Raw genomic sequence first — 16,675 nt, 5'->3', positions numbered from 1 at the left:
ACTTGCTAATGAAAAAATAGAACTTGGATACAGCTATCAAATCACCTTTGAGAAGATTAGCACGAATAAGATCAAATAATTCTAACTGTAGATCCTTGTTATTATTATTCACTAGAAGTAGCTTAGCTTGTAGGGCTATCTTTTCGATTTCTATAAAGTATCTACATGCTTGTTTTCCTTTCTCTGTTTTTTCTACCATAGAAAGCTCTTTTGTCATATCAAGGGTCAAAGTGTATTCTTTTAAGGCCTCCGTTGGAGTTTTCGCCAATTTGGGCGAAAACCTCATAGTCTTGATTTACTATAAATTCATATTCATCTATACGACCTTTTATCCAATTAGAAAAATCTCTACCCACCTCTAAGAATTGATGGAGTTCTCTAGCAAAGACGGCCTTTTAGCCTTCTTTTTCGATTATTTTATAAGCTCATTCATTGTTCTGTTTTCTTCTATTTTTCTATATTATCCAAAAGGAGGTGTGAAAAAACAGCCTGAATTTTGTCCATTATACCATTATTGTTAATCCTAGTTTTCACCAAAATGGGGGAAAACATACTTATGTTGAATTGGCGCCTAATTTTTTCTATAATATTGCAAGTTTTCATTTTTTTCATTACATTTGCAACCAAATTTAAATCTATATTTGTAAGTATATATATACTTATATTTCTGAGTGTAAATATATAAGACAACCAAACTTGCTAATGGAAAAATAGAAATTGTCTTATATAAAACCATAAAAATACAGTGCAAATACTTGATTTGCACTATATTTTTAACTATAAACTGAGTATATAATCGAGTATTTTTATTGGAGATTGACCAAGATATTAAAATGTAAGTTGTTGATTATCATGGTTTGTCTTAGCGAGATTTAAATTCATAACCCAAAGGTCACGGGTTCAAGTCCCGTCTTCGCTACAAAATGTAAGAGAATTAAAAGCAGAATCATCAATCGGTTCTGCTTTTTTCTTACAAGAAAAAAAAAACTCTGTTCTTTTACATAATTTTCTTCCCTTTACCATTCTAAAATATATATTCTCAATACCCATTATTAACCAGAAGACGACCAAAAGTCCCTATCTAAACTACGATATTGGATCGCTTCGGCAATGTGGGAAGAGGTTATTTGCTCGGAGGAGTTAAGGTCAGCTATGGTACGGGCGACCTTTAAGATTCTATCATAAGCTCTTGCGGAGAGGTTTAGCCTGTTCATTGCGGTTTTTATAAGGAGCTCGGAGGCCTGGTCTAATGCACAGTACTGCTCTATCTCCCTCCTGCCCATCTGAGCATTGTAGTGTATATCGGATTTTGAGAACCGCTCCTGCTGAATCTGCCTTGCGCGGAGCACTCTGCGACGAATTTCCTCGCTGGTCTCGGTTTTCCGCTTATCGGAGAGCTGCTCAAACTCCACCTTTGGCACTTCGATATGTATATCTATACGGTCGAGCAAGGGACCAGAGAGTTTATTAATATACCGCTGCATCTCGGCTGGGGAAGAGGTATTGTTGGGGTCATCTGGGAAGAAACCGCTCGGGCTGGGGTTCATACTGGCAACGAGCATAAAACTCGCAGGATAGTTTATGGTAAAGCGAGCTCGGGAGATGGTTACCATTCTATCTTCGAGGGGTTGCCTCATTACCTCGAGAACGGAGCGCTTAAACTCTGGCATTTCATCTAAAAAGAGGACGCCATTATGCGCCAGAGATATCTCACCAGGCTGAGGATAACTACCCCCACCCACCAATGCTACATCTGAGATGGTATGATGAGGAGACCTGTAAGGGCGAGTCGTCATAAGGGAAGTTTCCGTACCCATCTTGCCTGCTACGGAGTGTATTTTTGTGGTTTCCAAGGCTTCTTCCAAGCTGAGAGGAGGGAGAATGCTTGGGATACGCTTTGCGAGCATCGTCTTTCCACTGCCTGGCGGACCTATCAAAATAATATTATGCCCTCCCGCAGCAGCTACTTCTATCGCTCTCTTGGCGGATTCCTGCCCCTTTACATCGGAGAAATCTATGGAGAAATCCTGCGCTTTGCCCTCAAATTCTTCCTGAATATTGAGTACGGTAGGGCTAAGGACATTAGAGCCATTAAAGAAATGAATAACCTCTAATATATTCTCGACTCCATAGACTTCCAAGCCCTGTACTATGGCGGCTTCTCGGGTATTCTGTTTGGGGAGAATAATTCCCTTAAAGCCCTCTTCCTTCGCCTGAATGGCAATTGGGAGAACGCCTTTTATCGGTTGTAATGTACCATCAAGGGAGAGCTCTCCCATAATGATATAGTCGCTGATATCCTCTGCTTTTATCTGCCCCGATGCCGCAAGAATCCCAATAGCAATGCTCACATCATAGGCGGAGCCCTCTTTCCTAAGGTCGGCAGGAGCCATATTAATGGTAATCTTCTTACCTGGCAGCTTGTAGCCATTGTTTTTGAGAGCTGCAGAGATCCTGTAACTGCTCTCCTTTATCGCATTATCGGGCAAGCCCACCAAATGATAGCCCACTCCTTGATCTACATTCACCTCTATTGTTATGGTTTGTGCCGATACGCCGTATATAGCACTGCCGTATACCTTAACTAACATAATAAAATTTTGGTTAAAGGTAAGAATATTTCCAAAACAGGGATTAAAATCAATCAGCTCAGTTGGCGAGGCTTATAGTCTTTGGCTAAGATAGCAATTGCTTTGATATGCTCGGGAGTAGTCCCACAGCAACCCCCAATAATATTGATAAGCCCCTTATCCAGATACTCCTTTATCTGCTCTGCCATCTGCTCTGGAGTTTCATCATACTGCCCGAAAGCATTGGGCAAGCCCGCATTGGGGTGAGCAGAAATCCTGAAACTTGCCTTTGGGGCAATTGCTTCCAAGTAGGGGGTGAGTTGCTTTGCACCTAAGGCACAATTAAAGCCCACACTGAGCAAATCCAAATGAGAGACGGAAATAAGAAAGGCCTCTGCGGTCTGTCCGCTAAGTGTGCGCCCCGAAGCATCGGTTATGGTTCCTGAAACCATTATAGGGATATGGAGGTTTCTCTCGGATTGTATTTCATCAATAGCGAAGAGGGCGGCTTTGGCATTCAGTGTATCAAATATGGTTTCTACGAGGAGGATGTCTGCCCCACCATCGAGGAGGGCTTCTGCCTGCTGTTTATAGGCAATTCTCAACTCATCAAAACGAATAGCTCTGTAGGCTGGGTCATTCACATCTGGGCTAAGGCTGAGGGTTTTGTTGGTAGGACCGATAGACCCCGCTACAAACCTCGGCTTTTGTGGGTTCTTTGCAGTGTATTCATCGCAGGCTTTTTTAGCGAGCTGGGCAGATTTAAAGTTGAGCTCGTAGATATAGTCCTCCATAAAATAATCTGCCATTGCAATGGTGGTTGCTGAGAAAGTATTGGTCTCAATAATATCTGCACCAGCTTCCAAATAGAGCTTGTGAATCTCTTGTATCACCTCTGGTTTGGTGATGGAGAGCATATCATTATTCCCTTTTACGGGGTGTTGCCAGTCCTTAAACTGCTCGCCTCGGTAGTCCTCTTCCGTGAGGTTATAGCGCTGTATCATCGTGCCCATCGCGCCGTCGAGGATGAGGATGCGCTCAGAAAGTGCGTTGTATAGTGCTTGTGTATTCTTCATTTTATATCGCCTTTTGGCTGAGGTTTATTTCTTGATTTTATACTTTACCCTTAGCCTTAAAATGTACTGAATGCCGACTTCTGGATGGGTGGGATTGATGACCTTATCAAAGCCCGAATAATCTACCCCCTCATAATAATAGGTATCTTCTTTTCTAAGATATTCCTCTGTGTATCTTGACGGGACATCTACCTTTGAGCTCTCGGAAACGGTGTATTCCTCGTATCTGCTACTTGGGAATAGATAATGAAAATCGCTCTCCGCTACAGGACTGCCCAGAATCTCTTTCTTAAAGTGCGAGAAATAATCTTTCTTCTTCTCTTCCGAAATTTGATAAGCCTCGCTGAGGAGCTGCTTTCGGATTTTAGCGATATCGGTGTTAATATAATCTACCTTTATCACATCATAAATCTGATGCTCGGCAGCCTGCAAAATCACTTGCTCGATATCTGAATAGTTTTTAAGGCTGATGATAACATTCTTCTTAATCTCATAGCCCGTAACTTTCTGCTTTGCGGTCTCCTTCTGCTTATCGATATCAAAGTCGAGAATGCGATTTTGAGTGATGAAATCCACAAAAATATCCTCTGCACTAGCAAGCGTACGAATGCTCTTTGCAAAGCCATTAATTCTTTCATTAATCTTCTTTAATGCCTCAGCTGGGGTCTTCCCTTCCTGTCTTACGCCAAGGGTGAGTTTGTAATTGTCCGCCCTTTGGTTGAGCAGTACATCGGTGTAGAAAACCACAGTGGAATCGGTTGCCACCACATTTCTCTTCTCCGAGAAATCATCGTTTCTGCTGTAGCGGTCGCGCTTATACGCCGCATTCCCTGAAAACTGAGCATTTGCTACAAAAGCCATCCCTACCGAAAGGAGTAAAAAAACTTTTTTCATTCTATACTGTTTTTATATTTTAATCTGCCTAATGCCCAGCAAATATAATAAACATTAAGCTATAAGCAGTAGGCTTCAAGCAGCCGTAGCATGGCAGGCACTTTTTTTTATTTTCCTTGACCTGAGGTTCATTTTCTTTGACCTCAACTTCATTTTCTTTGACCCAAAGTTCATTTTCTTTGACCCAAAGTTCATTTTCTTTGACCTAAGGTTAATTTTCATTGACCTGAGGTTCATTTTTGTCTCCGACAGCTTCATTTTTGCTTCCGACAGCCCACTGGCGTGGGGAGCAATTATTTTTAAGTGCCCCACCGGCTACGGTGCGTGGGGAAGAATTGTTTTTAAGTGCTCCATAGGCTACGATGCGGTGTGGAGGGAGAATAAAAAGAGTGCCCTTGTAATAAAGACACTCTCTTTTAGCTAATGGCTATTCGCTATAAGCTACTTGATGATGAGCTTAGCGGTTTGCTTCTCGCCTCGGTCATTGAGTACGGTGAGGAGGTATGCTCCTTTCGGGAATGAAGTGAGGTTGAGCTCCGCCTGTGCAGACTTATACTCTCCTTTGAAGACGAGCTTGCCCGCCATATCATAGACCTCAGCCTTTATGTGGGAGGTGCCAGTGCCGGCATCTATGGTAAAGTGGCCATTGGACGGGTTAGGGTAAATCTTCAATGTGGAAGCCTTAGCCGCTTCGGAAGTGGAGAGGTTGGTTACCACTACGGTAGTGCTCTCTTTGTCGGACTTCACGGTACCGCTATTCTCCTCATAAAGGGCATATACATCGTAGGTATAGGTGCCGTTGTCGGTAAGATGATCCACAAAAGAGAGGGTATTCACATCGCTGATATCGCTGAGCTTAACGCCATTTCTATGGATTTCATAGCCTTTGAGCTTAGGCTCGGTGGTAAATCCGAACTCTTTTACAGGGATTTCTTCTTTGCCCACAGGGGTTATCTGCTCGATAGCGGTGATATTAATCAGCTCCTTACCTGCTTCATAAATCGCTTTATAGTCCTTGATTTCTTCGGTGGATTTATCTGCTTTTCTATCGGTTTTGCCTGCATTATTGTAGCCTACTTGGATATTATCGAGCGCTATTGCATAGCTCTCCTTCGGAAGAGACCTGTAATGGAACGCGATGAAGAAGTCCTTCGCCGTATGAGGCTTAATATCGATAGCCTTAGTAGCGAACTTCGACATTTTACCCGTAGTAGCTTCTTCGGTATAGATTTTATGGCCATTGGCTTTAATCTCATCTACGGACGGCACGGTACCCCCTTGGGTAGCTTCTATGAGATAGATATCATACCTTTCCTTGTACTGGTGGAAGTAGTCAAACGCCAGTTCCTCAGCACCTGCTTTTTGCATTGGGGTGATGAGCCAGTCGTCTGCCACTTTGTTATTCCTAGCGAAATACACTGCTATACCTTTCTTACCTGTAGACTTATAATTGGTAGAGAGTCCCCAAGTTTTACCATCTTGGTTGGCATCTATCACCGTCATATCTACTGGTACGGTAGCACCTTCAAAGTCTTCGTTATAATCTGGTCTCATAAACGGTCTCTCCCAGTTGAGGGTAAGGGTCTTCGCTGCAGTATCGAGGGAGTGATTCACCTGTCCTACCCCTTGATAGAGAGTGGTTACATTTATGAGTTTTGCTTTTTCCTTAGTGTCTGCATTATGAGGGGACTCTGCGGTAAGTGCTACGGAGTATTTACCATATTTGTTGAACTTCACAATAATGTTCTCAGAAGTAGCAGAAGTACCAGAGGTAAACTCTACATTCTCGCTTGGGGTAATTACCCAGTTGAACTTCGTAGGTACAGGATTACCCGTAGAGGTATTCTTAAAGGTAATGGTCTCGCCTTCTCCTATCTTAGTAGCGGTCTCAGTAAAGCTTGCTACTACGGGAGTATTCTGAATAGAGATATAGCTGTCCTTGGTAAGGCTACCTGTGCCCTCGCTATTGGTAGCTTTAAGGGTTACGGTATAAAGTCCGTTTTCGGTAAGCAATACTTTCGGAGTTTTAGAATGAGCGTTTGTATTGTCTTGGTAAGCGACTTTATTTGGGCTGAATGACCATTCGTAAGAAGTTACAGGCTGCTGAGCGGCAGAGAAAGTTTCATTATTAAGGGTGATGACTTCATAAGAATTTGCTTTTACCCTATCTGCTTTGAATGCGACTACTGGCTCTCCATCTGCGTGGCGAAGGACTACATCATCTACCGCCACAGCATAGCTATCGGTATCTGACTTATGATGGAAACCGATAAAGAGCTTGTCTGCTGTATTAGGCGTTCTGAACTCATAGTAGTACTTCGCATAGGAGTTGGTAAGGTCTTCCGCAGCGCTATTATCCAGCTTGGTGAGCATTGCTGTAGAAGTAGCATCATTTCCAATGAAGACTTCGAGACTTTCTTTTTTATTCTCATCTAATTTTGCAGCATAGAATTCAAGACTGTAAAGGGTATTGGGCTTCACTTGGAATGGATTGGAGAACATCCAGTCGTTCGTCGTCTTATGCCCTGGGAAGTTCACTGCAACCTGAGCACCTGAGTGGGCAAATGTTCGGTCATTATGAATCTTCCAAGTCTTGCTATCGTTATCTGTATCTTCTGCCGTCCAGCCTTTTTTATCAAAAGGAGACTCAAAGTCATAGGAGAAAGAAGATTTCTTCTCAGTTAAATCTACTATCGTGTTGTATGCCTTAGCTGTTGCCTTGTTATTAAAGTTAATCTCGTCTTCTGTGGATACTACTTCTGCTTCTATGGTGTAGTTTGCAAAAGATTTGGAAAGATCTACGGTAACTGTCTTTTTAATGGAAGACTTACCGCTAATAGCATCAAGGCTTACCTGAGCCTCAGCAGATTCTGTATTATCATCTGTATTGACAACCTTGTATTTGAGCACTGCACCTGCTGCAACGGATTCAGTACCCTCATTGGCAACTTCTACTTCCACAGGAGTAGCATTGGAGAAGTCCCTAGCTGGAGGGAGTTTTATTGCCTTTATAGTAAGGTCTTTCTTCACATCAAATTCTACCCCTGTAGCGATTAATGAGAAGTCTTGGCTTGCAGCATTAATCAGGGTATAAGAGCCTCCACTAATTTCATTATCTTTCAAATCTCCTTTGTGGGTAATTTTAAGAGTATAGGTCTTCCCAGCTTCTGGATTCTTGATAACGATTTGCTCTACATTATCCCTTGCATTATCTGCCTGCTGAGCAGCATTGGCAGGGTGGTCAGGGTCTAATACCCAAGGGAAGTATTCATTAGTACCATCGGTAATCCTGATATCAAGGTCATTCACGAGTACTGACTGGCGGTTATTCAAACCCTGTGGGAGGTCTTTTCTTTCAATCACAGCATCATCCCAAGCTATGGTTACCACTAATGGCTCTGCACCTTTGGCTACGAGCTGTTTTGTAATCGTTTGTTTGTTATTGAGCTTTTCTTCGGAGATTAATGAGAATTTATTTCTTAAAGAAATCACCTGAGCGGCTTTAAAATCATTAAGCAATCCCCAGCCAAACATATAGTCAGGCCCATCGTGTGGTCCAGCTTCATTTGCGGTATGTATTGCGAGGGCTTTAAGGGTAGCACTCTTCATAAACGATGAGTATAGCTTCTTGTAATGCTCCTGTAGTAGGAGTAAAGAACCCGTTACATTAGGAGATGCCATAGAGGTACCACTCATAACAGTATAAGAAGATGAGTTTGAAGAATTGGTAGAAAATACATCTACACCAATACCTGTGATATCTGGCTTAATACGACCGTCATCCGTAGGCCCAAAAGCGGAGAAGCTCGCAACCTTTACATCGCTTGGTTGTTTGTAACCCCCTGGCATTTTCTCAGCAGCGGCTACTACGAGTATATTTTTACCCGTTGTACTGGCAGAAATACAATCAAAACCATCTGCACCACCATTGACCTCTCTTGCTTCATTGGAGCGTTTCCAAGTGTTTTGAGCAGTGCGCACAAAGTGATAAGAGCCTGGAGATGGTCCATCTCCTCTTGGGTTACCCGCTGCTTTTACAGGTAGATAGTAAGGAGCAAGCCTACTTACCAAATCCCAAGAAGTATCTGTATCTATATATTTTCCAAAGTAGCTGTCTTCGGTCTCATCATCTTCTCCTAACCAGTGCCAGCCTGGCTGACCAGAATAACTTCCATAGACAAACCCAGCTGGCACACCATAAGAGTGATTGGAGAGCAAGGCTCCTTCATTTATTGCAGCATCGCTCATTTCATTAAGATCACTATACCAATCATACGCGTGGAGTTCTGCTTTTGGAGCCATACCTTTTGCTCGTTTGTCTATACCAGAAGCTATCATTGTACCTGCCACATGGGTAGCATGCGGGCTTGTTGTTCTTGGGTTATCTTTTTGTTTTGCTCTACCGCCAAACTCTCGGTGGCTTACGAGCGTAGCACCACCGTCCCATTCAAAGACACGCATACCATCACCATCTAATTCATAATGGCCACCACCTGTATTGAGCAGGTTTGCTCCCGTAGCACTAGAAGCACCTGCGTTGTAAGTGATATAATATATAGGTCTACCCTTCTGATTAAAGCCTTGCAGCTGGAAGATTCCATTCGCAGTCTTCCCTTCAAAAGGGATATTAAGTTTCTGAGCTTTTTGTTTTAGGGCATTGATGCTAAGTGTAGATTTTTGAGTAATCCCACTGAATAATCTCAGTTTTGCGACTTCAGTTTTTTGCTGTATTTCTTTTATTTCTTCTGCATTTTGGGCAAAAGCAGTAGTTGCAAATAAATAGCAAAGCGCTATTGGTAATTTTTTGGTGAGAAAGCCACCATTAAAAATTGTTTTTTCGTCCATTGATAAGATTTTTAAAAATAAAACGCCACAAAACTACAAATATTAATGCGATGCTGCAGTATGATTTTTATCTTTTTTCTAACTAAAATTTACAAATTCCATATTTAACACTTATTCGATTTCTTTTTATTTATTCATTTAAAATAAAGCATTAAAAGCAATTCTGACGAACTTTTAAGCCCTCAACAATAATAATCAGAGGTAGAAATTCCATTTTAAAAACCTTATTTTACTTCCTGCAAAAATGTTTTTTTCTCAATACTAAATTCCATTCGGTTTTCGTTACCAACATATTTAGCAAATAGCACCTATAACTCAATACTCTTTACCTTATAGGCAGCCCACCCACTAAGGTGTGCAATGGAATGCATACAGTTAATTTACCTGTAACAGCTACAATATTTATTACTTATAATGAATATTATTATATTTGTCCAATTTTAAAATTTAATACGATGTTAGAGAACAGACAACGCTACAGCGATGCCGATTTGCAGGAGTTCAAAGAATTGATATTAGAGAAAATAGAAAAAGCAGAAAATGACTTACATCTCATCCGCGAGAATTTCATCAACAACAAAAATAACGGTACAGATGATACCTCGCCAACCTTTAAAGCCTTTGAAGAGGGGGCAGAGACATTAGGTAAAGAACAAAATGCAATATTGGCAGGAAGGCAAGAGAAATTTATCCGAGACCTGAAAAATGCGCTCATAAGGATTGAAAACAAAACCTATGGAATATGCAGGGTAACAGGTACGCTCATCCCAAAAGAAAGACTAAGAGCCGTACCCCACGCTACGCTAAGCATAGAGGCTAAAAATATGCAGAAATAACCCCCTCAAAAACTATAATGAGGCAGGAGATGATTCCTAATTAGTATCTCGTCTTCGCCTCATTTTCTGATTCTCATCAATGAAAAAAATAGTACTTATCACTTTTCTGATTCTATTAATAGATCAGGCTTCAAAAATTTATATTAAAACACATTTTCAAATCGGGGAGAGTATTCCCGTTTTCGGTTTAGACTGGTTCCGTATGACTTTTGTAGAAAACCCTGGTATGGCATACGGCGTACATTTTGGCGGTATGATAGGAAAGTATCTCCTCGTTATCCTCCGCCTGTGCCTCATTGGAGGGATGATACATCTGTTTAGAAAATGGCTGAAAGAAGGCGCATCAAACTACCTTATTATCCCAATGGCGATGATATTTGCTGGAGCTATCGGTAATCTTATCGATGGGATGTTTTACGGATTAATCTTCGACTCGGGAACAGTCTATGATGAAGAGCTCGGAAGGTGGATGGACTACGGTGGAGTATCTCGGTTCGTACCTTTCGGGGAAGGCTATTCTTCCTTTATGAAAGGCTGTGTGGTAGATATGTGCCACTTCCCACTCGTAGATTGGGTAGCACCCGACGGCTTCCCCATCATTGGAGGAAAGCGCATAGAGTTCTTTAAATACATCTTTAATATTGCAGATTCTGCAATAACGGTAGGGGGAGTATTCCTCTTTTTATTCAGAAAAAAAGCATTTCCAAACGGCTTTGATTTATAGAAATCAGAGCCGTTTTCGGTTTTATTGAGCCACGAGGAGGCTACACCCTCTCACATCCGAGTGGTCTACCCTGCCGAGTATCTGGAAGCTATTATTCCCAAGATTTTTACCCAAATCCTGAGTTGCAATAAACGAGCAGGAATGCCTGTTGGCAAGGTCAATGATATTCACTGCTCCCGTACGCCCTTCGGGAATGTAGGCAAATGGGTCTTCAATATTTCGGATAAGGATACGCATCCAGTTCGGAGATTTATAGACATTCGCACCGAGAGAATATGCCTGAGAGAGTAGCTCCGTCATAGAGTATTCGGAATAGATTTTCTCCGTAAGAAATCCTTTTTTCAGGATAGCGAGAAGCTCATCTTTGGTCATTTCTTCCTTGCGACCTTTCATCCCTCCCGTTTCTATTACAACTAATTCCGAATTCTGAGCAAGGGAAAAGCCTCCATTATCATTAATAAAATCAAGGAAATCCAAAAGGGCAAAACTCACCCCAAAGAGGATGATTTTTTTATTATTCATTTGCTTCAGCAGGTCTAATAAATCCTTATGATTATAGAGAAAATAACCATTTTCTGGCTTGCTGGACTTCTGCATTAGATAATTGACCATATAGATAAGAGAGGAGTTCTCCCGCTCTAAGTAATTGGGAAGCAATCCCAAGAAAATATAATCCTCTGGTGAGCCTATAAACTGCTCAAAAGATTGACAAATACTCTCCTCATACAGGCTGAAATCTGCAATCCAATGTCTGGAAAGTGTTTGTATATTCGTGGTACCCGATGACTGAAAATACCTCTCCGCAGCTTTGCTCTTATCCAAAATCTGATGGTTTTTAAACATCTCTATCGGCAGGAAAGGGATATCCTCAACCTCTCGTACATCAGAGGGGGAGATTTTAAGATAATCCACAAAGTCCTTATACACCGCCACGCTATTGTACTGATAATGGAAGGTCTCCAAGCAAGCCGACTTAAAGTCTTGCTCCGTTTTTATATTAAAAATATCCTGCATTTATTCAAAGGTTTTCAGGTGAAAGGCTTTTCCATCAAAAACGCCATAGGTGAAGTAAGAAATCCAGTCGCCAAGGTTAATGTACTTCGCTGCGCCACCCTTAAGGTCTAAAACCATTGGAAGGTGGCGATGTCCATAGACGAAATAATCAAAATCCTCCGTCTCCAGCTTTTTATTGGAGTAGAGAATGAGGTATTCTTTATCCTCTCCGAGGAATTCCTTGTCCTCTTCGCCAGAGATGAGCTTATTTTTAGTGGATAGATAAGTTGCTATTCTCATTGCAATATCGGGGTGCAACCATCTGAACAGCCATTGGCAAAATGGGTTTGTAAAGACTTTCTTCATCCGCTTATAGCCTTTATCACCAGGACCGAGACCATCGCCGTGGGCAAGGAGGAATTTCTTACCAGAGATATCACAAATCTGCTTTTGGAAGAAAACTGGTATCCCGAGCTCGGTCTGGAAGTAATCTCTCATCCATAGGTCGTGGTTCCCCACAAAGAAATAAATATCAATTCCTGAGTCTTTAAGTTCGGCTATCTTACCCAGCAGTCGGATGTAGCCTTTGGGCACTACGAACTTCCACTCGTGCCAGAAATCAAAGAGGTCTCCCATCAGGAAGAGCACTTGGCAATCGGTTTTAATTTCATCCAACCAGCGGATAAACCTCTCCTCTCGGGGTTTGCTTTTCTTTGGAGTAGGCGCTCCGAAATGCTGGTCGGAAGCAAAATACACCTTCTTGTTTTCCTCTAAAATAATGTGCATACTTTGGTGAATTAATTTTCATCAGCGAACCATTCCCCATAGGAATTATCGGTTTCGTGGAGTTTCAGATATGCGAGGCTCACCTCTGCTGGCAAGCGCTTCTCAATCTTTCTGGCGATTTCATAGAGCATATTCTCGCAAGTAGGCTGGAAATCGCAGTAGATTACCTTATGCCCCTGCTGCTCCAAATTCTTGCCCAGCTCCCGATGAGGCGAAAGCCCATTAACAAGCACAGAATGATCCCATACATCTACGATTTCTTCATTTACAATCTTCTTTATATCTCCGAAATCTACTACCATCCCATTCTTTGGGTTTTCCAAATCATTCACAGGCGCTCCCTTTATCGTTACAAAGAGCTTATACGAGTGCCCGTGCATATTCTTACACTTGCCATCATAATTGTAGAGAAGATGGGCAGTCTCAAAACTAAAAATCTTGGTTATACGAATCATTTTGCAAAGATAATTAACCGCGGCACGGCAGGCAACCACACCGTAGCAGCCACTGCGTGGCACCTTGCAGGTGGCGCACTTACCACAAACTAACCGCACACCACCAATAGCTAAAAGCCAATAGCTATTTGCCATCAGCCAAAAAGAGTACGGCACCCCGAGTGGGGTGCCGTACAAATAAATACTAACAACTATAAAAACGCATTATGCACACAAGTGATAAAGTGCAAGGTTTCTATTTTCTTTCTTATCAGCTGATGGTTTTAAAATTCATCGCTGAGTTTATTATTCATTCTTAAAGCTTATTTATTGTTTAGGTTTAATGGGATATCTTGGCTAATTTCTATCGCCCGAGAGAGCGAGTCACCTTCGCCCGAGAGAGCGAGTCACCTTCGCCCGAGAGAGCGAGTCACCTTCGCTCGGGAGAGCGAGACACCTTCGCTTTTCCAATTGTCCCAAAAAAACATTAATATATGATTTAAATAGCATTATAATAGATAGTTAAGTAGATTAATCAGGCAATAACTACGGGTGTATTAAGCACCTCAGTTCTTGGGGTTTTTAGAAAGACTTTCGAGGTATTGCTAAACTGCGTTGTGATGCTCAGTTCATAATTGCCGGCAGGGAGCGAGGCGGGGATAAGCACCAAGAGACGAGAAGGTTCATTGAGGGCAAGGTCTTCAAGCTTGGTCTTGGCTTTGGTGTCTATATTGGTGAGGTAGATGCCATTATCTGTGTGAGTACCTGCAACCTTGAGGTAAGTTCCCTTAATCTCTGCATTCTTGCCTTTGGTAAGGGTGCCATCGGTTTTGCCTGTGCTGAGGTCGGTAATACCGAAGATTGCCATTGGGCTGGATTGCTCTCCAAGAAACTCTACCTTGGTTTGGGAGATGGCTTTTCTTAGCTCGGCACCTTGATTGACATTTACATAGACGCTGTGCTTGTCCTTATCCCAAGTCCTATCGCGGAAGGCTCCCTTGATGGCTGAGCGCATTATCACGAGACCTGTATTCACTACATAGCCTTGGAGCACCAGCTCTGTGCTCTTGCGATTGAAGCGGGAAACGATGTCTATTGCCGTCTCCTCTTTTATCTCCATACCTTCTTTTTTGAGCTCTGCTACAATCTCTGCTATGCTTACACTCCCTACGCTTGCGGGTACGCCTACAAAATCTGATGGGTCGCTGGTAAGAGGGTTGTCTCTTAACCACGCTTTTAAAGTATTTTTCATTGTGAATAAAGTTTTGAGTTATTATTTAATTATTTATAGTCTTATGATAAAAGGGGGATTACTCCCCCTTGGGGTGTATTTATTAGTCTTTTATACAGCGGACGGGGTATCCATATTCTTTAGCATTTTCAACATCACTAATTCCCATACCATCTCCTTCTAATGATGTTGTTGAATCCAATGCCTGTGGGATCTTAGCTAATGGATTTCTAAACTCTCTTGAAGTTAGACTGATTATGTAAGCTAAACCAGGTCTTTTTGACATATTTAACCACAAATAATTTCTACCACCATCCATTTCATTACTACGAAGTGCTATAACATGACTTGTAAGATTATTATCATACACTCCTACTCCAAAGCGATCTAATTCTAATGAAAAAGAGCCTCGTAATGGAGACATGTAGCCTACAGCCCCTATAGTTCCATTTACAGATAACAGCAATTGTTCTATATCTGTCTCTGTAGGGGTATGCCAGCCACTTGGGCAAGGGTCTGTATAACCAGAAACATTAGCATTATACTCTGTCTGGTCATATCGTTTCCACGCATCGGTAGTAGTACCAGAAGGGAATTGACCTAATGATGTATATTTGAATTCTCCTGCTCCACCATGAGGTTTAGGCTGAGTAGTAATCCAGTCTACTAGCTCGTGTCCATCAGCCACTCTCCCCCATTGGAATACGGAGCCAAGCCCCCTATAATCTATTCCATCATTTGGACTACGCCTTTCATAAGTCTGGTCATTACCAAATACTCCAAATCTCGTGGCATCTGCATAGTACGCTCCTAAGTTCTTATCTAGCCATACCTGCTGGTTATACAGCATCACTTTGCTGTACACAAAGCGGTGGTCATACCTGCCGGCTACCCCTGCTGTCAAGTAATTATACTGCTTGTCCTTTACTCCTCCTGTTGCGATTACTTTTAAGTTAAATGGAGCAGTTGCACTTGTGAGCTGTACTGGGATACTCGCTATCTCCTCATCGGCACTCCCTGCCTCTAATAGTGGTGCTAAGTATGGCGTAGGTTCTAAAACCTCTAATGTACCTGTAATCACATTGTAGAGATTTGGGTTGGTGTTTCTATGGAGCTTCCCTCCTGGTATCGTGAGTTTAAGCGTCCTCTGGTTTGCTCCTGTGCCTATCGTTACCGTTTTGGTAAACTCTCCAAACTCTCTACCATCGCCATTCTTATACGGTATCTTTACCGGTATCTTGTATTCGCTGTTGTCTATCTTGCCCTGGTAAGTTTGGTTCGCTGGGCGTGGTCCCTGTACACTATTATCCTCCTTCCAAGAGAAAACATAAATACTGTGGTCTTGGAACTCTGCAAAGCCTACACCTATGCTATAGTTTTGCTCTACGGCATAGATGCCTACCTCCAATCTCGCCTTGATACTCCCTGGTTGGGGCTTACCTTTTAGCGTATAAGTAACCACCTCTGAGGTGCCTGGAGCAACCGTTACACTGCTATTTTGAGAACCATCTACATCTACCGTCCCTGTAGGACCAGGGGCTCCACCTGGTAGTGGGGCTGGTGTATTGGTAATCGTAAGGGCAGAAGACAAGTCTCCCGTCCACGCCGTAGCTCCATTATTGATGATAAGGAACTTCACTTTATGAGTACCAGAACCCGCAGGAATATCCACTCCTTGTTGGAAAACTCCTTCCCAACCTGCTCCCATCACCTGCATACTTACTCCTAATGGTGTAGAAGACCCCTTGCTTACACAGTTCCAATCATTTTGAGTAAAGATTTCCAAACACCTTTTCGTCAGGTTAAATATCATTGTCCCTTCGGCTACATCCGTTTTGGTAAATTTATCCCTCTGCTCACTCGTTAATTGAGGAAATAGCACTCCCTGCACCGAGGTCTCGGGTAATCCCGTGTGCCTTGCTATTTCCAAAGATGCCTTCGGTGTCTCCGTATTGATTCCGACTCTGCCATCGTACTCTGTCTGTGCACTGGCTAAAATACTCATTAGCACCAGTGCTAAAGTCATTTTAAATCTCATATATCTATTATTTATGTTACTTCCTTGGGAATATTTGTTGAGCATAGAAACTGCAATTGGGTCGCCAGCCTTTGGCTGGCGACAATGCACCTCCCTTCTCTCCTCTCTTGTCTGATTTTGCTCTAAAAGAAGATTGAGTAGCGCTTTGTCGCTCGCTTCGCTCGCGACTTTGCCTCCTGCATAAGCGAAAAAGTGAGAAGCAGGCAAACGCAAAAGCGCCGATAGGCGCGCGGGCTTCGCCAGCGCGC

At 42.4% G+C, this 16,675-nt stretch carries 12 protein-coding genes; 2 read left to right on the top strand and 10 right to left on the bottom strand.

Features of this window, described 5'->3' with window-relative positions:
* Positions 1-218 precede the first annotated feature (218 nt).
* The 5 genes from D8991_RS09090 to D8991_RS01880 form a co-directional block, all read right to left on the bottom strand.
* Positions 219-356 (bottom strand): antA/AntB antirepressor family protein, encoded by a 138-nt coding sequence (locus D8991_RS09090; protein WP_260392829.1) that lies wholly within the window; start codon positions 354-356, stop codon positions 219-221.
* A gap of 696 nt (positions 357-1,052) precedes the next feature.
* Complete coding sequence (locus D8991_RS01900) at positions 1,053-2,591, bottom strand: YifB family Mg chelatase-like AAA ATPase (RefSeq protein WP_120488509.1); 1,539 nt, start codon at positions 2,589-2,591, stop codon at positions 1,053-1,055.
* Positions 2,592-2,644: 53 nt separating this feature from the next.
* Complete coding sequence (locus tag D8991_RS01895) at positions 2,645-3,646, bottom strand: homocysteine S-methyltransferase family protein (protein WP_120488508.1); 1,002 nt, start codon at positions 3,644-3,646, stop codon at positions 2,645-2,647.
* Between the two features lie 24 nt (positions 3,647-3,670).
* The gene (locus D8991_RS01890; RefSeq protein ID WP_120488507.1) at positions 3,671-4,540 is read right to left on the bottom strand and encodes an SIMPL domain-containing protein; all 870 of its coding nucleotides are present in this window, start codon (positions 4,538-4,540) and stop codon (positions 3,671-3,673) included.
* A 441-nt stretch (positions 4,541-4,981) separates the two neighbouring features.
* On the bottom strand, positions 4,982-9,385 hold the full coding sequence (locus D8991_RS01880) for a S8 family serine peptidase (RefSeq protein ID WP_120488505.1): 4,404 nt from the start codon (positions 9,383-9,385) through the stop codon (positions 4,982-4,984).
* Positions 9,386-9,840: 455 nt separating this feature from the next.
* Here D8991_RS01880 and D8991_RS01875 point away from each other — a divergent pair, with 455 nt between their 5' ends.
* Both D8991_RS01875 and D8991_RS01870 read left to right on the top strand, forming a co-directional pair.
* Positions 9,841-10,221: a TraR/DksA family transcriptional regulator gene (locus D8991_RS01875; RefSeq protein ID WP_120488504.1), complete on the top strand. Its 381-nt coding sequence runs from the start codon at positions 9,841-9,843 to the stop codon at positions 10,219-10,221.
* 79 nt (positions 10,222-10,300) lie between these two features.
* On the top strand, positions 10,301-10,945 hold the full coding sequence (locus D8991_RS01870) for a lipoprotein signal peptidase (protein ID WP_120488503.1): 645 nt from the start codon (positions 10,301-10,303) through the stop codon (positions 10,943-10,945).
* 21 nt (positions 10,946-10,966) lie between these two features.
* Here D8991_RS01870 and D8991_RS01865 read toward each other — a convergent pair whose 3' ends face one another.
* The 5 genes from D8991_RS01865 to D8991_RS01845 all read right to left on the bottom strand — a co-directional run bounded on the left by D8991_RS01865 (position 10,967) and on the right by D8991_RS01845 (position 16,640).
* Entirely contained in the window at positions 10,967-11,959 is a 993-nt protein-coding gene (locus D8991_RS01865) for a LuxE/PaaK family acyltransferase (RefSeq protein WP_120488502.1), read from the bottom strand.
* A complete protein-coding gene (locus D8991_RS01860; RefSeq protein WP_120488501.1) occupies positions 11,960-12,724 on the bottom strand; it encodes a UDP-2,3-diacylglucosamine diphosphatase in 765 nt (254 codons plus the stop codon).
* Positions 12,725-12,735: 11 nt separating this feature from the next.
* Positions 12,736-13,179, bottom strand: a complete 444-nt coding sequence (locus D8991_RS01855; RefSeq protein WP_120488500.1) for a 6-pyruvoyl trahydropterin synthase family protein — start codon at positions 13,177-13,179, stop codon at positions 12,736-12,738.
* A 514-nt stretch (positions 13,180-13,693) separates the two neighbouring features.
* Positions 13,694-14,410: a DNA-binding domain-containing protein gene (locus D8991_RS01850; protein WP_120488499.1), complete on the bottom strand. Its 717-nt coding sequence runs from the start codon at positions 14,408-14,410 to the stop codon at positions 13,694-13,696.
* An 82-nt stretch (positions 14,411-14,492) separates the two neighbouring features.
* On the bottom strand, positions 14,493-16,640 hold the full coding sequence (locus D8991_RS01845; RefSeq protein WP_162926724.1) for a fibrobacter succinogenes major paralogous domain-containing protein: 2,148 nt from the start codon (positions 16,638-16,640) through the stop codon (positions 14,493-14,495).
* Positions 16,641-16,675 lie beyond the last annotated feature (35 nt).

It is taken from the genome of Bergeyella cardium (genome assembly GCF_003614945.1).
Classification (GTDB): Bacteria; Bacteroidota; Bacteroidia; order Flavobacteriales; family Weeksellaceae; genus Bergeyella_A; species Bergeyella_A cardium.
This window is presented reverse-complemented; position numbering and strand designations above follow the sequence as displayed.